Source organism: Nocardioides agri, assembly GCF_013778305.1.
GTDB lineage: Bacteria > Actinomycetota > Actinomycetes > Propionibacteriales > Nocardioidaceae > Nocardioides > Nocardioides agri.
This window is the reverse complement of sequence record NZ_JACEIC010000002.1, coordinates 452,515-470,669: the sequence shown is the minus strand read 5'-3', so window position 1 is coordinate 470,669 and position 18,155 is coordinate 452,515. Positions and strand designations below refer to the sequence as shown.

Here is an 18,155-nt window from a genome sequence, read left to right as displayed (position 1 = left end):
TGCCTGGCATGACGACACGGGTGCTCGCCACCGGGATCGCGATGGGCGAGTCGCCCCGCTGGCACGACGGACGACTCTGGCTCTGCGACTGGCTGGCGGGGGAGGTCCTGACCGTCGACGCCGCCGGTCGCACCGAGGTCGTGCGCCGGATCGAGGGGCTGCCGGTCTCCGTCGACTGGCTGCCGGACGGCCGGGAGGTCTACACGACACCGGGCGGAGTGGTCGTCGGCCCGCACCTCACGCCGTACGGCGGGACCGGGCGGCCGTGGAACGAGATCGTGGTCGACCCCGCGGGCCGGGTCTACGTGAACATGCCCGGCTCGATGCCCGGCGAGGAGCCGCGCCCCGGCATCGCCGCGGTCATCACGCCCGACGGCGAGACGCGAGACGTCGCCGACGACCTGTGGTTCCCCAACGGCATGGCCGTCAGCCCGGACGGGAGCACGCTGATCGTCGCGGAGTCGCACGCCGCCCGGCTCACGGCGTTCACGATCGCCGCGGACGGGTCGCTGACCGACCGACGCACCTGGGCCGAGCTCGTCGACGGCGCCGCACCCGACGGCATCTGCCTCGACGCCGAGGGCGCCGTCTGGTACGCCGACGTCCCCCACCAGCACTGCCGGCGGGTCGCCGAGGGCGGCCGGATCCTCGACACCGTCGCGGTCGACCGCGGCTGCTTCGCCTGCATGCTCGGCGGTCCCGACGGGACGCTGCTGCACATCGTCGCCACCGACTGGGAGCGGCTCGACTGGCAGCACGGCGGCGGGGAGCGCACCGGGCAGGTGCTGACCTACCAGGCGGCGGTCCCGCACGCCGGTCGACCGTGACCCGAGCCGGTCAGGTGCCGGCGACGACCGGCTGCTGCGCCGGTCGGAGCGCGCCGAAGGCGATCGCTCCGAGGATCAGGAGCGTGCCAGGCAGCATCACGGCCATGTGCGGACCGAGCTGGTCGGACGTGCGCCACCCGAACGTGCCGTAGAGCGCCACGACCTGCATGGTGGCGGCGGCGACGCCCAGGACCTCGCGGGTACGTCGGTCGGGGCTGCACATCGCGGCGGCCGCGAGGAGCGTGACGATCGCGATGGAGAGATAGACGAGCGGGCCGAAGACGTCGAGCGGGCTCGTGTCGTCGAGCGCGATGACCTCGTTGCCCATCACCAGGACGGCGCCCGCCGCGAGCATGCCGAGCGGCAGCCATGCGGGCCGGGCCGGTGGTGACAGACGTGGGCGCACGAGGACGAGGACCGCGGCGGCGATCGACGCCGACACGACGAGCGTCGTCCGCCACTTCGCGACGCCGTCGGCGTAGGCGAACCCGAGGGCGAGGAACGCGAAGCCGTCGTCGAAGAGGTAGAGGCTCCCTCCGAGCAGCGCCCCGAGCGCGAGGTGGCGCGGCCTGTTGCGCGCGAGGGCGCTGAGCACGGCCGAGACGATGCACACGACGCTGGCCAGCACCCACGAGTCGTCGGGACTGCGGTAGACGTACCAGCCGCTCTGGGCCTCGTCGTAGAACGCCTTGTACTGCTCGGGGTCTCCAGGGCGGTTGACGTAGAGCAGGACCAGGCCGCTGAGGGCGAGCAGTCCGCCGGCGGCCCACCTCACCATCGCGCTCTCGGAGCGGTCGCGCGCAGGCTCGGCCGCCGCCGGTCGGCGGGGCGCCTCCGGTGGCAGCGCACGCGCGGGAGGTGGGGGTGGTGACACCGGCGGCGTGGCCCGCGGCGGGTCGGCCGCACGAGGCGACGTGGTCGCCGCCACCAGCTCCACGGGAACGCCCACGGAGCCGCACGGCCCCTCGACGGTCACGGAGCCGCTGACCGGCTCACCGGCGCGGGACTGGACGACGATGCCGATCACGGGCTCGGCGTAGACGGCCCGGATCCGCGGGTCGGTCGAGGTGACGGTGCCGGCGAGCGCGAGCGGCGGCCCCTCGACCGTCACCTCGGCGGCGCCGGCGCCGGACTCGTCGCCGATGAGGTGGACCGCGCTCGGGGTCGTCCGCGGCACGGCGGCATCGACCGCGCCGGCGGCGGCCTCGGCGACCCGGCGGCTGTCGTCGTGGACGAGCTGGCGCAACGTCTCGAGGGCCGTGGCGGCGAGGCCGAGGTCGTCGCCGACCAGCCGCTGGCGGAGCAGGTCGACGACCCCGAACCTGGTCGCAGCCAGTGGACTGACCAAGGCCTCCGCGAGCTCGTCGCTCAGGGGCGTCGGCCGGACCCGGCGTACCCTGCTCCGGGCGATCAGCAGCTCACCCTGCGAGCCGAAGGTCCACATGTGCGGCGTCTGGTGCGGGTTGACCGTTCGAACGGCGCTCGAGACGTACTCGAAGAGCTCGTGCAGACCGACCCATCCGTCGCCGTCGGTGTCCGCCTCGCCCGACGCGAGCGCGTCGACGAGCGCGCCGGTGAAGACCGACGGTGAGCCGGAGGCGTCGTCGGTCAGGCTGCCTTCCTCGAAGGAGTACTCCATGGCGCTCGACGCGGTGACGACGGCGCGCCCCTTGCCCCCGGCCACGTCGGACTGGGCGGCGAAGGCCTCCAGCACCTGTGCCTCACCGGCAGCCCGGACGACCATGCCTCGCGGGAAGGCGCCGCCGTAGCAGCAGTCGAGGAGGAGGACGATCCGCTCGGCCCGGCTGTCGGCCATCTGACGGCTCAGGAAGTCCGACCCGATGCCGGTCGACGCGAGCCGGCCCGGCCGGGTGTCCGCGGCCGCGAGGAACAGCTCCCCGGCCGCGTTCTTGAGGCCGTGGCCCGAGAAGTGGAGGAGGAGCGTGTCCGAGCGGTCGCGGTCCGCGAAGAAGTCCTCGACCGCCATGCGCACGTCCTGTGCGGACTGGTTGCTCAGGGTGGCGACGTCGAAGTCGCCGACGGCCGGGTCGCCCAGCACCGCGGCCAGCGCCTCCGCATCGTGCGCGGGAGCGGCCAGCTCGCGCAGACCGGCGTCGGAGTACCGGTCGGTGGCGACGATCAGCGCATACCTGGAACCCATCCCGGCCTCCCTCCACGCGGGCATGGCCTGATCTCGGAGTCCCTCCGAGGTCAGCGTCCTCCGAAGACGAGGAGGGAGCAAGAGGCGAGGAGATACCTCGGATCAGCCCTCCGCGGCGTGGCGCGCGATCCACTCCTCGACCAGCTTCTCCTGCACCTCGGTGCTGGCCCCGGAGAGCTCGATCACGTCGCCGTCGACCTCCAGCCTGATGGTGCGCTTGGCGCCGTCGCCACGCTTCAGCCACCGCCAGACGGACCCCACGATCGTGAGCATCGCGGCGGCGTACGGCTGGGCGGTGACCACCAGCGCCCCCGCCTCGGCGACCAGCGCGCCTCGGGTGCCCGGCGGGGCCTCGCCCGCAGCCAGGGCCTCGACGGCGGTGGCCTCGGGGAGCTGGAGGAGCTCGTCGCGGAGCAGCCGACCGAGGTCGTCGAGGCGGACGTCATCCGCACCGTCCTCGGTCACCGCCACCACGATGTCGGTCATCGCTCGACCTCCCTCCCCCAGCATGGCGGCCGTCGACGGTCGGGGCAACCGGGCTACGCCCCGCCCAGCACCCGGAACGGGAAGCCAGGCAGGGCCTGGGCGACGGCGTACGACGTGGGGTCCACCTTCTGGCCCGAGCGCAGCAGCGGGTCCGCAGCGACGACGCAGCGGTCGTGGGCGTTGATCAGCACGACGTCGCCGGCGTGCCGCAGCGGCTCGCGCATCAGCTGCTCGAACGTCTCGAGCCGGGTGTCGGCACCCGCGACCCCGACCATCCGCCCGCCGACAAGGACGGGAACGGTGGCGGTGAGCACGTACTCGTCGGTGCAGACGTAGTCGACGTAGGGGCCGGTGACGTGGCGCTGCCCGGTGGTCAGCGGGACCTGGAACCACTCGTGCCGGGTGTAGTCGAAGACGTGGTGGCCGATGGGGACGCCGCGCTCGGCGAGGAGCTGCTGCTCCTCGCCCTGCCACCAGGCGAGGTAGAGCTCCCGGTCGGCGAGCACCGAGGGCGCGGCGACGAACCCGGCACCGACGACCGGGTGGGCGGCGAGGGTGGCGGCGGCGACCGGCTGCACGGCCTCGCCGAGGGGCGCCGCAGCGAGCCCGGGATCGCTCCGGAAGGCGTCGGTGACCCGGTCGCCGATGACCTCCAGCGAGCCGAAGAGCGCGCTGAAGTAGGCCGTGACGGCCAGGGCGCAGCGCGCCAGCGAGTCCGAGACCGTCGTGGGCATGGTGCTCATGAAGCGCTCCTCGGCATCCGGTTGCGGTCGTGGAGTTCGGCCTGGGTGCGCGCGACTCCGTCCAGTGTCCTCTGGAGATCGGTGCGTGCACAGTGCCGGGCGGTGTCGGGGTCGGCGGCGCCGATCGCGTCGATCAGGCGGTCGTGCCCGGCCCGCACCTGGACGCGTACGGCGGGGTCGCCCAGCGGGATCCGCGCCACCATCCCGAAGTCGGCCTCGAGCCGCACCACCTCCCGGGTGAGCCGCGCCGACTGGGTGAGCGCGGCGATCGAGAGCCAGAGCTCGGCGTCCGCGTGCCGCCACGCCCCGACCGCGTCGTCGTCCCGGGGGAGCAGGCTGCGGAGCGACTCGGCCTCGCTCGCGTCGGCCCGCTCGGCGGCGAGCTCGGCGCACCCCGCGAGCACCAGGACGTAGTGGGTGGACCGGTCCTGCAGCTCGGCCCGCGACATCTGACCGAGCCGCTCGGCGAGCGCCTCCTCGTCGGCGGTGGCGCCGGCCGCGACGAACGTGCCGCCGCCCCGGCCCCGGCTCGTGGTCACCAGCCCCTGCGCGCGCACGCCGATCAGCGCCTCGCGCACGGTCACGACCGCGACGCCGAGCATCGCGGCCAGCTCGGGCTCGCTGGGGAGCCGCTCGCCCTCCGCGAGCACGCCGGAGCGGATCGCCTCGGTCAGCCGCTGCTCGACCTGACCGGCCCGGCCGACGTCGGAGAGCGGGGCGAAGATCGCGCCGCGGGCGCGGCTGCGGTGCCGGCGTACCTCGGCCACTGCGTGCTCCCTTCGCAACCGACTTGTTATCCGGAGGGGCTATTCATCTAATGACTGGTTCCATATCTTATGGTCGTCCGCGCAACGTAACACGGATCACACAGCCCGATCATGCAGCCGGCACCACACCAGCAGGGAGCTCGATGGCAGAGACCGCAATCTCGTTGCGAGGTCTGAGCAAGCACTTCGGAACGGTCCGGGCCGTCGACGACCTCGACCTGGACATCGCCGACGGCGAGTTCTTCTCGATGCTCGGGCCGTCGGGGTCCGGCAAGACCACGGTGCTCCGGCTGATCGCGGGGTTCGAGGAGCCGACCGGCGGGACGATCACGCTCGGCGACGAGGACGTCACCGACCGGCCGGCGTTCGCGCGCGACGTCAACACCGTGTTCCAGGACTACGCGATCTTCCCGCACATGAGCGTGCTCGAGAACGTCGAGTACGGCCTGCGCGTGAAGAAGGTCGGCCGCGCCGAGCGCCGCAAGCGGGCCGAGGAGGCGCTCGAGACCGTGCGTCTCGGCGAGTACGGCGCCCGCCGGCCGCACCAGCTCTCCGGCGGCCAGCGTCAACGGGTCGCCCTGGCTCGCGCGCTCGTCAACCGTCCCAAGGTGCTCCTGCTTGACGAGCCGCTCGGCGCGCTCGACCTCAAGCTGCGGCGCGAGATGCAGATCGAGCTCAAGGCGATCCAGCGCGAGGTCGGCATCACGTTCGTCTTCGTCACGCACGACCAGGAGGAGGCGCTCACGATGAGCGACCGCATCGCGGTCTTCAACGAGGGGCGCATCGAGCAGCTGGCGGCGCCCGTGGAGCTCTACGAGCGGCCGGCGAGCGCGTTCGTCGCCGGGTTCGTCGGCACCTCCAACCTGATCGCCGGCGAGGCCGCGCGCCAGGTCGTGGGCCAGGAGGGCGCCTTCGTCATCCGGCCCGAGAAGGTCCGGCTCGAGGCGGCCGCACCCGCGCCGTCCAGCGAGGTCTGCGTCGCTCCCGGCGTCGTCCGCGAGGTCGTCTACCTCGGCGCCCTGACCAGCACCGTCGTCGCCCTCGACGCCGGTCCCACCGTGACGGTGACGCACCCCAACACCGACACCACCATCGACGCCGCGCTCGAGCGGCGTGACCAGCGCGTCGTGCTCACCTGGCGACGCGAACACCTGGTGTCCCTGGGTTCTCCCGACCCGGCGACGTCCCCTGAGGAGGAGACAGCATGAGGAAGACCGGCATGACGAGGTTGGCCGCCGTGGCGTGTGCGAGCGTGCTCGCCCTGGCCGCCACGGCCTGCGGCACCAGCTCGGGAGGCGACGACGGCGACGGCGGCAAGGCCGACGAGCAGCAGGGCGGCTTCGCCGCGCCCGACGTCCCGATGGCCGACGCCGTCGGGGAGCCCGAGGGGCAGGTCAACATCCTCGCCTGGCCCGGGTACGCCGAGGACGGCTCGACGGACAAGACCATCGACTGGGTCACGCCGTTCGAGAAGGAGAGCGGCTGCCAGGCGAACGTGAAGTACTTCGGCACCTCCGACGAGGCGGTGCAGCTGATGAAGACCGGCGAGTACGACGTGGTCTCGGCGTCCGGCGACGCGACGCTGCGGCTCATCGCGTCCGGCGACGTGGCTCCGGTCAACACCGAGCTGCTCACGAACTACGGCGACATCGTCGACTTCCTCAAGGACCAGAAGTTCAACTCCGTCGACGGCCAGATGTACGGCGTGCCGCACGGCTGGGGCGCGAACCTGCTGATGTACAACACCGACGTCGTCACCCCGGCGCCGACCAGCTGGGGCGCGGTCTTCGACGGCGCCGCCGACTACGCCGGCAAGGTCACGGCGTACGACTCGCCGATCTACATCGCCGACGCCGCGCTCTACCTGATGAAGACCCAGCCCGACCTGGGCATCGAGGACCCCTACGCCCTCGACGCGGACCAGCTCGCCGCCGCGGTCGACCTCCTGAAGGCGCAGAAGGAGAACGTGTCGGAGTACTGGTCGGACTACCTCAAGGAGGTCCAGGCCTTCAAGAGCGGCGACTCGGTCATCGGCACCACCTGGCAGGTCATCGCGTCGGTCGCCCAGGGCGAGGGCGCGAAGGTCGAAGCCGTCCTGCCCGAGGAGGGGTCCACCGGCTGGTCGGACACCTGGATGATCAGCTCCCAGGCCGAGAACCCGAACTGCGGCTACCTCTGGATGGACTACATCACCAGCCCGAAGGCGCAGGCCGCGGTCGCGGAGTACTTCGGTGAGGCGCCGGCCAACGCGAAGGCGTGCGACCTGACCTCCGACAAGTCCTTCTGCGACACCTACCACGCCACGGACTCCGCGTACGCCGAGCAGATCCACTACTGGACGACGCCGATCAGCCAGTGCCTGGACGGCCGCACCGACGCCGAGTGCACCGACTACGGCGACTGGACGACCGCCTGGACCGAGATCAAGGGCTGACGCTTGCCGCTCCTCGACCGACGCCCGGGCCTCCGGGTGGGCCTGCTCCTGACGCCGCCGATGCTGTGGCTGGGAGTGGCCTACCTTGGGGCCCTCGGCGCCCTCCTCGTCACCTCGCTGTGGAGCCAGAACGACTTCACCGGCGAGATCGAGCGGATCTGGACGCTCGACAACTTCAGGTCGCTCCTCACCGTCGACGTCTACCGCACGATCACCTTCCGGACCCTGATGGTCGCGGCGGTCGTGACCGTGGTCGACGCGGTGCTGGCCTTCCCGATCGCGCTCTACATGGCCAAGGTCGCCTCGCGCCGGGCCCAGCGGCTGCTGGTCATCGCGGTGCTGATGCCGCTGTGGGCGTCGTACCTCGTCAAGGCGTACGCCTGGCGGGGCATGTTCTCCGCCGACGGCCCCATCGCCTGGATCGCGCAGCCGTTCGGCCTCGACACCCCGGGCTACGGGCTGTTCGCCACGACCGTGACCCTGGCCTACCTGTGGCTGCCGTACATGATCCTGCCGGTCTTCGCCGGCATCGAGCGGGTGCCGGACTCGCTGTTCGAGGCGTCCGCCGACCTCGGCGCCGGGTCCTGGCAGACGCTGCGGCGCGTGGTCATCCCGATGGCGTTCCCGGCCATCGTGGCCGGCTCGATCTTCACGTTCTCGCTCACGATGGGCGACTACATCGCGGTCAAGATCGTGGGCGGCACGACGCAGATGCTCGGCAACGTCGTCTACGACAACCAGGGCGCCGCCAACAACCTGCCGTTCGCGGCCGCCGTCGCGACGATCCCGATCGTGGTGATGCTCGGCTACCTGGCCGCGGCCCGCCGTACCGGAGCGCTGGAGAACCTCTGATGCTGTCCCACGGACTCCGCCGCTCGCTGACCGTCTTCACCCTCGTGGTGCTGGTCATCGTCTACGTCCCGCTCGCGCTGGTGCTGCTGAACTCGTTCAACACCGACAACACCTTCGGCTGGCCGCCTGCGGGGCTGACCCTGCACTGGTGGCAGCTGGCGTGGGAGAGCCAGGGCGCCCGGGACGCGCTGTGGACCAGCGTCAAGGTCGCGATCATGGCCACGGTGGTCGCGCTCGCGCTCGGCACGCTCGCCGCGATGGGGCTGCGACGGACCCGCTTCTTCGGGCGCAACGTCGTCTCGCTGCTGATCATCCTGCCGATCGCGCTGCCGGGCGTGGTCACCGGTCTGGCGTTCCAGAACGGCTTCCGCACGATCCTCGGCATCGACCTGAGCCTGTGGACGATCGTGATCGCGCACGCGACCTTCTGCATCGTGACCGTCTTCAACAACGTGCAGGCACGCTTCGCGCGACTGGGCAGCAACTTCGAGCAGGCGTCGATGGACCTCGGTGCGGGCCGGCTGACGACGTTCCGGCTGGTCACCTTCCCGATGCTGCGCTCGGCGCTGCTGGCCGGGGCGCTGCTGTCCTTCGGGCTGTCCTTCGACGAGATCGTCGTGACGACCTTCACCGCGAGCAGCCAGGACCAGACGCTGCCGATCTGGATCTTCCAGAACCTCTTCCGGCCCAACCAGGCGCCGATCGTCAACGTCGTCGCGGCGGTGCTCGTGGTCTTCTCGGCGATCCCGATCTACCTCGCCCAGCGGCTGTCGGGCTCGCACGCCGAGGGGCTCACCGGCGCGCGATGAGTCCGTGGGCGGCCGGAGGTCGGTCCTTGCATGACCGCGACCAACCTGGACACCCAGGACCACAACCCGACCCTGGACCTGGCGACGATCACCGCGCGCCTGGACAGGGGCTTCCCGCAGGCGCCGGGCACGGGAGGTCCCGACCGGCACAGCACGTGGGTCACGACGCTGAACGACGACGGCGCGCCGCACACGACCGGCATCGGCTCGGCGTGGGCCGACGGCGCGTTCTGGTTCGAGACCGGGCCGCGCACCCGCAAGGCCCGCAACCTCGCCCGTGATCCCCGGTGCTCGCTCGCGCTCGCGCTGGACGAGTTCGACCTCGTCGTCGAAGGCGTCGCGAGCCGCGTCACGGACCCGGCGCTCGTCGCTGCCCGGGCCGCCGACTGGGCCGCCGGCGGATGGCCCTGCGAGGTCGACGAGTCGGGCGTCGCGCTGACCGCTCCCTTCACCGCGCCCTCCGGCGGCCCGCCGCCGTGGTGGGTCTACCGGGTCGAGGCGACGTCGATGGTGGCGCTCCTCACGGTCGCGCCCGGCGGGGCCACGCGCTGGCGCTTCTGAGGCCGGAAATGCAGGCGACGGCTGTCGGTACGACGACGTAGCGTCGTGCCGATGTCCACGACTCTCGAGGCCGACCGCCCGGTCCGGCCGGCACCGCCCGGCCCGGCCGATCCCGCCCGCACCGTCGACTGGCGGCGGCTGCGGTCGCCGATCGCGGTGACGGCGCTGGTCGCGTGCGCGATCGCGGCCGTCAGCACCTCGCTCGGCTCGGTGGTGGCGGGCCGGCTGGCCGAGCACGCCAGCACCCGGCTCGTGGGGCTGCTGGCGCTGTGCGTCGTCGGCGCCGCGGTGCTCGACACCGCCGCGCGCACCCTGTGGGCCGGGGTCGTGGACCGCGCGGAGGGCAAGCTCCGCGCCGACCTGCTCGATGCGGCGCTGCACCAGCCGCTGGAGGCGCTCACCGAGCAGGCCGTCGGCGAGGTGCTCGACCGCGTGGACGACGACACCCACGAGGTCGGCACCTTGCTGCGGCAGAGCGCGTGGATGGCGATCCGCACCGTGCTGGCGTCCGGCCCGCTGTGGCTGGTCGCGGGCCTGACCTGGTGGCCGGCGTTCTTCCTCTTCCCGGTCGCCGGCGTGGCCGCGCTGGGCGTCGTACGCCCCCTGCTGCCGCAGATCTCGGCCCGCAAGGTCGAGGAGGAGATGGCGTGGACCGACCACGCTGCCGCGATGGAGGAGGGGGTCGCGGGCCGCGACGACCTGCGCGCGAGCCTGGGCCAGGCGCACGTGCTGCGCCGCTGCACCGAGCTCGCCGCCACGGTGCACCGGCGGTTCGCCATCGTGCTCGAGCTCGAGGCGCGGGTCAGCCGGCGCACCGGATCGCTGCTGCACGCCGTGCTCGCCGCGACCGCGCTGGTCGGCATCGCCCTGGTCGAGGCCGACCACCTCGACACCTCGGCGCTGGTCACGCTCTTCCTGGTCACCACGATGTTCGTCGGCCAGGTCGACCAGATGGCCCGGCACCTGCCCGACCTGCAGGCCGGCTTCGGCGCGGTCCTGCGGCTGCGCGGCCTGCTCGGCGCCGAGCCGGAGCCGATCGGCGGCGCCGACCTGCCCGCAGGCCGGCTCGACGTGTCCTTCCGCGACCTGCACTTCGCCTACGTCGAGGCCCGGTTCGCCCTCCAGCACGTCGACCTGCACGTCCCTGCCGGCACCACCTGCGCGCTCGTCGGCCGGACCGGCTCCGGCAAGTCCACGCTCGCGTCGCTGCTGTCCCGGGCCGTCGAGCCGGAGCGCGGCTCGGTGCTGCTCGGCGGCGTCGACGTGCTCGACCTCGACCTCCAGCGGCTGCGTGCCGCGGTCGGCGTGGTCACCCAGCGCACCGAGATCCTCGCGGGCACGCTCTGCGAGAACATCACGCTCTTCGGCGACGTGCCACGCGCGGACGTCGAGGCCGCGGTCGTCGAGCTCGGCCTCGACGACTGGGTCGCCGGGCTGTCCGACGGCCTCGACACCCTCCTCGGTCCCGGTGGCACCACGCTGTCGGCGGGCGAGGAGCAGCTGGTCGCGTTCGCCCGGCTGCTCGTCCGCGACGTCCGCGTGGTCGTGCTCGACGAGGCCACCGCGCGCATGGACCCCGTCACCGAGGCGCACGTCGTGCGCGCCTCCGACCGGCTGCTCGCCGGGCGCACAGGCCTGCTCGTCGCGCACCGCCTCTCGACCACCGAGCGGGCCGAGCAGGTCGCGGTCCTCGACGGCGGCAAGGTCGTCCAGCGCGGCCTCCGGTCCCGGCTCGCCGCCGAGCCCGGGCCGTTCCGCGCGCTGCTGACCGCGTCCGCCGAGGACGAGCGGGTCGCGCCGGAGGAGGCGGCAGCCGAGACCGCCGTCGCCACCCAGGTCGGCACCGCGCGCCGGGTGGGCGCGCCGCCGGCCGCCCCCGACCTCGAGCCGGTGCCCAGCCTGGCCCGGGCGACCCTCTCCACCCTGCTGATCGAGCCGCAGTGGGGCGTCGTCGCGATCGGGCTCTTCCTCTTCTCCGCGCTCACCGGCGCGTTCGGCGTGCTCACCGGCTGGGCGTGGGGCCACCTCGTCGAGACCCTCCAGCGCGACGGCGACCCGACCCGGCTGACGGTCGCGCTGGTCGCCTCGCTGCTCGTCTCCCCGCTGCTGCTCGCCGCCGCCATCCGGCGCTACCCGCGCTGGTGGGTCGGGGTCATGCTCCGGGTCCGCACGAGCGTGCTCGCCGGGCAGACCGACCAGCACCGCCTGCGCCGTACCCCGCCCGGCGAGGTCGTGGCGCGCACCATGGACGCCGACCGGATCGCTCGGTACGCCGACCGCTGGGTCGACTTCGTCAACGGCCTGCTCATCGCGGCGGTCACCGCGATCGTCGCGCAGAGCCTGCTCGCCGGCGGGGTGCTGCTGGCGGTGATGGTCGTCTCCGCGCTCGCCTCGACCCTCGGCCGCCCGGTGGCGGGCCGGTCGGCGGCCGCGTCGGCGTCGGCGCGGGCCCGGTTCGGCCGGTCGCTGGTCTCGGCGCTCGACTCGGTGCGCACGGTCAAGCTCGCCGCGTCCACGCCGAGCGTCCACGCCCACCTGCGTGCCGTCGACAGCGGCCGGGTCGAGGCCGCGGTGCGCGAGCACCGCGTGCAGGCGATGCTCGACGGCGTCCCGATCGTGATGGTGCAGTGCGGCGTCGTCACCGCGTGGGCCGTCATGGTCGCGGGCGGCTGGGGCCTCGCCACCGCGCTGCTGGTGGCAGGCGCGGTCAACGGCTTCGACTGGTTCGGCCGGGTGGCCGGCGCGGTGGTCACCGAGGCGCCCGGCACCCGCTCCTGGATGCGCACGACCAGCCGGCTCGCCGGCGGCGGCGACCTCATGCACCTGCCCGATGGCGTCGACCTGGTGGCGGGCGCGGCGCCGGCCCCCGAGCCGGGTGTCCGCGACCCGCTGCGCACGATCGAGCTGCGCGGCCTGACCGCGGTCCACGACGACGGCACGATCGGGGTCAGCGACGTCGACCTGACGGTGCACGGCCAGGAGCTGGTGCTGCTGCTCGGCCAGGTCGGCTCCGGCAAGTCCAGCCTGCTGTCCGCGCTCGCGGGACTGGTGTCGAGCACCGGCGAGATCCGGTGGAACGACGAACCGGTCGGCGACCCGCAGGTCGCCCTGCGCCCCGGCCGGGTCGCTCACGTCGCGCAGGTGCCGCGGGTGCTCTCCGGCACGTTCGCCGACAACATCCACCTCGACCACCCCGACCGCGAGGTGCTGCCCGCGATCGAGACGGCGCGCCTCGCCTCCGACGTGGCGTCGGCCGGCGGACCGGAGTCGCTCGTCGGGCACCGCGGCGTGCGGCTCTCCGGTGGCCAGGTGCAGCGGCTCGCGCTGGCCCGCGGTCTCGCCTGCGACGCCGAGCTGCTGCTCGCCGACGACGTGTCGTCGGCGCTGGACGCCGCCACCGAGATCGAGCTCTGGACCGCGCTGCGCGAGCGCGGCGCCACGGTCGTCGGCGCGACGTCCAAGCGGGCCGCGCTCGCCCAGGCCGACCGGGTCGTCGTGCTGGTCGAGGGCCGGGTCGCCGCTAGTGGTCCGTGGTCCGAGCTGGCTCCGGCGTGGGGTCACCTGGCCGGCTAGCGCCGATCCTCCGCATGACGGGCGTGGCCAGCGCGCCGTGCAGGAAGACCGACAGCACGATCGTGAAGGACACCGTCGACCACAGCCAGTCGGCGCCGAGCTCGTCGGCGTGCCCGGCGGCGTAGGCGAGGTAGTAGATCGACCCGATGCCGCGCACGCCGAAGAACGCGATCGCCCAGCGCTCGCCACGGTCGATGTCCGCCCGGTCGCCGGCGAGCAGGAGCCCGGCGTTGCCGGCCAGCGGCCGCACGACCACGACGAGCGCGACGGCGATCCCCGCCCCGCGCCAGTCCAGGCTCTCCAGCAGCCCACGGGTCAGCGCGATCCCGAGCACCAGCAGCACGAAGAGCGTGAGCAGTCGCTCGAGGCGCTCGGCCACCTGGTGCATCGCGGCGTGGTAGTCGTGCGACCGCTCGGCGGACCGGAACGTCATCGCGCACGCGAAGACCGCCAGGAAGCCGTAGCCGCCCACCACCTCGGCGACGCCGTACGCCGAGACGAGCGCCGCGAGGGCCAGCAGCGACTCCCCGCGCTCGGCGACGCGCAGGGAGGCGCTGGCGGACCGGAACGCGGCGTACGCGAGCAGCCGACCGACGGCGACGCCCGCGGCGACCCCGATCAGGACCTTGCCGACGAGGTACCAGCCCACCCACTCCAGCGCCCACCCGCTGACGGCGCCCTCGGTCGCCATCAGGATCGCGGCGTAGACGAACGGGAAGGCGAGACCGTCGTTGAGCCCGGCCTCCGAGGTCAGCGTGAACCGCACCTCGTCGTCCTCGTCGACCTCGAGGTCCCCGGTCTGCGGACCCGCCACCTGGACGTCGGAGGCGAGCACCGGGTCGGTCGGGGAGAGTGCGGCCCCCAGCAGCACCGCCGCGGCCGGGGCCAGCCCGGCCCACCAGCCGAGCAGGGCGACGGCCGCGATCGTCAGCGGCATGCTGACGCCGAGCAGCAGCCAGGTCGCCCGCCACCGGCCCCAGGAGCGCCGGTGGCGCAGCTCCAGCGGGCGGTCGATCGCCAGCCCGACGCCCATGAGCGCGACCAGCACGGCCAGCTCGGTGACGTGCTCGATGGTGGCGCGGTTCTCCTGCGGGTCGAGCGGCATGCCGTCGGGCAGCGGGGTGAGCCCGATGAGCATGCCGACGGCGAGGAGCACCATCGGCGCCGACACGGCCCACCGGGACAGCAGCTCCGGCAGGACCACCGCCAGGAGGAGGCTGGCCCCGCCCACGAGATAGACGAGGTCGGCGGTCACCCCACCCTCGTACCCGCCCGGTCAGCGGGTCAGACGTCCCCGGTGGCGTCGTAGGCCCACGAGGTGTCCGCGGTGGCGAGCGACTCCACCCACGAGGCCGGCGCGTTGTTCATGATGGCGCCGTAGTCCCAGTAGTCCTTCCACAGGCACACCCTGCCGTCGCGGACGCGGTGCACGCTGACGAACGCGAGCGTGACGACCTCGCCGGACGCGAACGTCCAGGTCTCGGTGTGCTCGTACATCACGTTGCCGTCGTCGTCGGCGACCAGCAGCCCGTCGTGGTTCTCGTACGCCGCCAGCCCGCCCCAGCCGACCTGCAGCCGCTTGACGATGTCCGCGGGCCCGCGCGCCGCGAACGCCGGGCCGACGGGCACGTCCAGGTAGATGCAGTCGTCGGTGACCCAGTCGGCGATCCCGTCGTAGTCGCGCTTCGACAGCGTCTGCCAGAGGCCGCGCACGGCCTCCGCGGGGGTGCGGGTCACGAGGCCGCCTCGACCGCGCCCGTGCTGACCACCGGGGCGCCCGTCTGTCCGGCGCGCAGGAACTGGCCGGTCCGCTCGGTGCCCAGCAGGGGAGTGGGCTCGCCGTCGGTGACCACCCGCCGGCCGCCGACGAACACGGCCGGCACGGCGGCGTCGTTGCGGTTGACCATCCGGGAGAGTCCGCCGTACTGCTCGACCGGCGCCTCGTGGTAGCTCTCCAGAGCGGCGTCGAGGTGCTCGGGGTCGAGCACGACGAGGTCGGCCCGGTCGCCCTCGCGCAGGAAGCCGGCGTCGATGCGGTACCACTCGCCCAGCTCGCCGGTGAGGCGGTGCACGGCCCGCTCGACGGACATGAAGGGCTTCCCGGCGCGCTCGGCGTCGCGCACGTGCTTGAGCAGCCGCAGCCCGAAGTTGTAGAAGGCCATGTTGCGCAGGTGGGCGCCGGCGTCGGAGAACCCGACCTGGATGCCGCCGTCCTGAGCGAGCTTCTTCAGCACCTCGGGGCGGTGGTTGCTGATCGTGGTGCGCCAGCGGATGGCGGTGCCGTGCTCGAGCACCAGGTCGAGGAACGCGTCGACCGGGTGCATGCCACCGCGCTCGTCGCCGACCTGCCCGAACGACTTGCCGATCACGGACGCGTCGGGGCAGGCGACGATCTCGGCGTCGTAGAAGTCGCGGTGCCACACCCGCGGGCCGTACTTCGACTCGTAGTCCTTGCGGAACCGCTTGCGGTAGTCCTCGTCGCGCATCAGCTCGTCGCGGGCCAGCTTCTCCTGGAGGTGCAGCGCCATGGCACCGGAGCCGAACTCCTCGAAGATCACCAGGTCGATGCCGTCGGCGTACACCTCGAACGGCACCGGCAGGTGCTGCCAGCGGAAGTCGGCGCCGAGCCTGTTGACGAGCGCCGCCAGCGGCCGCATCAGGTGGATCACGAACGGGATCGCCTTGATGTCGGCGGCCGAGAGCAGGCTGGTGCGCAGCGCGGGCCGGCCGAACCAGCCGATCGACCCGAGCGCCTGCCCGCCGATCGTCGAGACCGGGTGGCTCGCGTCCGGGCCGGCCTGGAGCGCGCGCCGGCGGCGGCGCAGGATCGAGCGCAGGCCGCGCATCTCCCTGCCCTTCGCGTACGTCGAGGGCAGCGTGCGCGAGCGGCACAGGTCGCCGTCGAGCTTGTCGAAGAGCAGCTGCTGGGCCGACATCCCGACGAACCCGGCGTCCAGCGCCTCGTCGAGCATCTGCTCCATGCGGGCCTGCTCGCGCCGGGAGGGCCGCACGTCCTTGCGGGTGGCGCGGTCGAGACCCATCGTCGCGGTGCGCATGTCGGAGTGGCCGATGAAGGCGGCGAGGTTGGGGCCGAGCGGCAGCGCCTCGAGCGCGGCGACGTACTGCTCCGCGGTCGACCAGGTCTTGTGCTCCTCGACCGCCCGGATGACGTGCTGGCGCGGGATCGCCTCGACGCGGCCGAAGAGGTCGCCCGCGTCGACGCCGCCGACGTGGATCGTCGAGAGCGAGCACGAGCCCAGGAAGAGCGTGGTCACGCCGTGCCGCACCGACTCGGGCAGGGCCGGCCCGTCGAGCACCTCGATGTCGTAGTGGGTGTGGATGTCGACGAAGCCCGGCATCACCCACCGGCCGTGGGCGTCCACGACCTCCGGGCACCCGGTCTCGTCCAGCGGGTCGGCGCTGACGACGACCACCCGGCCGTCGCGGATGCCGAGGTCGCGGATCGCGGAGGCGGCCCCGGTGCCGTCGAACCAGCGGCCGCCCTTGATGATCGCGTCGTACGTCATGCTCCGCATGGAACAGGTTCTAGTTGACGCGCGTCAAGGGATCCTGGGCCACGCTGTAACGCGATCCCGGTCGTCGTCGCTGTCCGGAGCAGATGCAGCAACGACCCCCTGCGGTCGACCGACGAGAAGGAGCAGCATGCGCGACGTCCGGCCGATCGCCGTCCTCGTGGCGGTGATGCTCGCGCTGACCGGGTTCGGGATACCCGGTCCGGCGCTCGCCCAGCAGCCGACGTCGATCTCCATCCGGGCGGAGAACGGCGCGGTCGTGGCGGGCGGCACCGCGACCATCGTGGGCTTCCTCTTCGTGCCGGACGCCGCGGCGTCCGGTCGTCCGGTCGAGCTCGAGGCCCGAGCGACCGGCGAGGCCGACTTCCTGCCTGTCGCCGAGGCCGTGACGAGCACGAGCGGGAAGGTGCGGGTCGACGTCCAGCCCGCGGTGACCACCCGCTACCGCCTGCGGTACGCCGGAGCCGAGGACGCCGCGCCGGCGACCAGCGCGGTGGTCGTCGTCCGGGTGCGGACGGTCGCGTCCCCGGGTCGCCGGTCGCCGACGTCGATGTCGATCCGGGCCGTGAAGCCCGCCGTGCTCCCCGGGGCGGCCACCACCCTGCGGGGTCGGCTCCGCGGCGAGCCCCAGGCGGGTCTCGGCCACCGACGGGTCGTGCTGCTCGCCAAGTCCGCGGGGGCGGGCGTCTGGCAGTTCCACTATGCGCGACGCACCGATCGCGCCGGCCAGGTGCACTTCCTCATCCGCCCCCGCACCCACACCCAGTACCGGTTCACGTTCGCAGGCACCGCGGCCTACCGACCGACCCGGAGCGGCGTCGTCGACGTGCAGATGCGACCGGTCGTCACGATCGCCGCCGATCCGGTGCTGCTCGACCCCGGGGAGTCGACCTCGATCACCGGCACAGTCACCGCCGAGACCGGCCCGCTCGTCGGCGCGACCGTCGACCTGCTGGCCCGGGAGGTGGGCAGCGGCGCGTCCTGGCTCATGGTGGCGTCGACGACCACCGCCGCCGACGGGTCCGTGAGCCTGCTCGCGGCGCCGACCGTGACGACGGCGTACCGGCTGAGGTCGAATGCCACCGGCGACGTGCCGGCGGGCCGGAGCGGGTCGGTGCGGGTGGCGATCCGGTCGGCGAGCGCGCTGGCGATCCGCGGGGCCACGGCGCCGGAGGGCTTCGTGATCACCGGCCGACTCGTCGCGGACGCCGACCCGGTGCGCAACGCCGAGGTGACGTTGCAGACCTACGATGCCACCACGGCGACCTGGCGCGACGTGGTGTCGGGGCTCACCAACGCCCGTGGCCGGGTGCGCTTCGTGCGGCCCATCACGCCCGGTGCCAGCTACCGTCTGGTGTACGACGGACCTGAGTTCGCGTCGAGCACCAGCGCGACGCTGACCGCCTGAT

15 protein-coding genes are annotated in these 18,155 nt (G+C 73.2%); 8 read left to right on the top strand and 7 right to left on the bottom strand.

The window, feature by feature from the left end:
* Positions 1-8 precede the first annotated feature (8 nt).
* Positions 9-827: an SMP-30/gluconolactonase/LRE family protein gene (locus HZF07_RS06740; RefSeq protein WP_157340385.1), complete on the top strand. Its 819-nt coding sequence runs from the start codon at positions 9-11 to the stop codon at positions 825-827.
* A gap of 10 nt (positions 828-837) precedes the next feature.
* Here the strand turns inward: HZF07_RS06740 and HZF07_RS06735 are convergent, their stop codons facing one another.
* From HZF07_RS06735 to HZF07_RS06720, 4 genes are all read right to left on the bottom strand, one after another.
* Complete coding sequence (locus tag HZF07_RS06735) at positions 838-2,988, bottom strand: caspase family protein (RefSeq protein ID WP_181644882.1); 2,151 nt, start codon at positions 2,986-2,988, stop codon at positions 838-840.
* 102 nt (positions 2,989-3,090) lie between these two features.
* A complete protein-coding gene (locus tag HZF07_RS06730; RefSeq protein ID WP_157340380.1) occupies positions 3,091-3,474 on the bottom strand; it encodes a hypothetical protein in 384 nt (127 codons plus the stop codon).
* Positions 3,475-3,527: 53 nt separating this feature from the next.
* The gene (locus HZF07_RS06725; protein WP_157340378.1) at positions 3,528-4,217 is read right to left on the bottom strand and encodes a cache domain-containing protein; all 690 of its coding nucleotides are present in this window, start codon (positions 4,215-4,217) and stop codon (positions 3,528-3,530) included.
* On the bottom strand, positions 4,214-4,984 hold the full coding sequence (locus HZF07_RS06720) for a FadR/GntR family transcriptional regulator (RefSeq protein WP_181644881.1): 771 nt from the start codon (positions 4,982-4,984) through the stop codon (positions 4,214-4,216). The genes HZF07_RS06725 and HZF07_RS06720 overlap by 4 nt, the downstream gene beginning before the upstream one ends.
* Positions 4,985-5,127: 143 nt before the next feature.
* On the opposite strand from HZF07_RS06720, the gene HZF07_RS06715 reads away from it, so the two are divergent.
* Genes HZF07_RS06715 through HZF07_RS06690 form a run of 6 tightly spaced genes read left to right on the top strand, consistent with a single transcriptional unit; the run spans position 5,128 to position 13,213 of the window.
* A complete protein-coding gene (locus HZF07_RS06715; protein WP_181644880.1) occupies positions 5,128-6,192 on the top strand; it encodes an ABC transporter ATP-binding protein in 1,065 nt (354 codons plus the stop codon).
* Positions 6,189-7,418, top strand: a complete 1,230-nt coding sequence (locus HZF07_RS06710) for an ABC transporter substrate-binding protein (RefSeq protein WP_157340372.1) — start codon at positions 6,189-6,191, stop codon at positions 7,416-7,418. The genes HZF07_RS06715 and HZF07_RS06710 overlap by 4 nt, the downstream gene beginning before the upstream one ends.
* A 3-nt stretch (positions 7,419-7,421) precedes the next feature.
* Positions 7,422-8,270, top strand: a complete 849-nt coding sequence (locus HZF07_RS06705) for an ABC transporter permease (RefSeq protein ID WP_198346343.1) — start codon at positions 7,422-7,424, stop codon at positions 8,268-8,270.
* Positions 8,270-9,079 carry an ABC transporter permease gene (locus HZF07_RS06700; protein WP_157340370.1) on the top strand — a complete coding sequence of 270 codons (810 nt, stop codon included), beginning with the start codon at positions 8,270-8,272 and terminating at the stop codon, positions 9,077-9,079. The genes HZF07_RS06705 and HZF07_RS06700 overlap by 1 nt, the downstream gene beginning before the upstream one ends.
* 30 nt (positions 9,080-9,109) lie before the next feature.
* On the top strand, positions 9,110-9,640 hold the full coding sequence (locus tag HZF07_RS06695; RefSeq protein ID WP_157340368.1) for a pyridoxamine 5'-phosphate oxidase family protein: 531 nt from the start codon (positions 9,110-9,112) through the stop codon (positions 9,638-9,640).
* Between the two features lie 51 nt (positions 9,641-9,691).
* Positions 9,692-13,213, top strand: a complete 3,522-nt coding sequence (locus HZF07_RS06690; protein WP_157340366.1) for an ATP-binding cassette domain-containing protein — start codon at positions 9,692-9,694, stop codon at positions 13,211-13,213.
* Here HZF07_RS06690 and HZF07_RS06685 read toward each other — a convergent pair.
* The 3 genes from HZF07_RS06685 to HZF07_RS06675 are packed head-to-tail and all read right to left on the bottom strand — an operon-like array spanning position 13,161 to position 16,749.
* Positions 13,161-14,468 carry a cation:proton antiporter gene (locus HZF07_RS06685; protein WP_181644879.1) on the bottom strand — a complete coding sequence of 436 codons (1,308 nt, stop codon included), beginning with the start codon at positions 14,466-14,468 and terminating at the stop codon, positions 13,161-13,163. The two genes, HZF07_RS06690 and HZF07_RS06685, sit on opposite strands and share 53 nt — an antisense overlap.
* A 29-nt stretch (positions 14,469-14,497) precedes the next feature.
* Complete coding sequence (locus tag HZF07_RS06680) at positions 14,498-14,950, bottom strand: nuclear transport factor 2 family protein (protein ID WP_198346342.1); 453 nt, start codon at positions 14,948-14,950, stop codon at positions 14,498-14,500.
* Positions 14,947-16,749: an N-acyl-D-amino-acid deacylase family protein gene (locus tag HZF07_RS06675; RefSeq protein WP_220131833.1), complete on the bottom strand. Its 1,803-nt coding sequence runs from the start codon at positions 16,747-16,749 to the stop codon at positions 14,947-14,949. The genes HZF07_RS06680 and HZF07_RS06675 overlap by 4 nt, the downstream gene beginning before the upstream one ends.
* A gap of 127 nt (positions 16,750-16,876) precedes the next feature.
* On the opposite strand from HZF07_RS06675, the gene HZF07_RS06670 reads away from it, so the two are divergent.
* Positions 16,877-18,154, top strand: coding sequence for a hypothetical protein (locus HZF07_RS06670; RefSeq protein WP_157340362.1), 1,278 nt, complete (start codon positions 16,877-16,879; stop codon positions 18,152-18,154).
* Position 18,155: the final 1 nt, after the last annotated feature.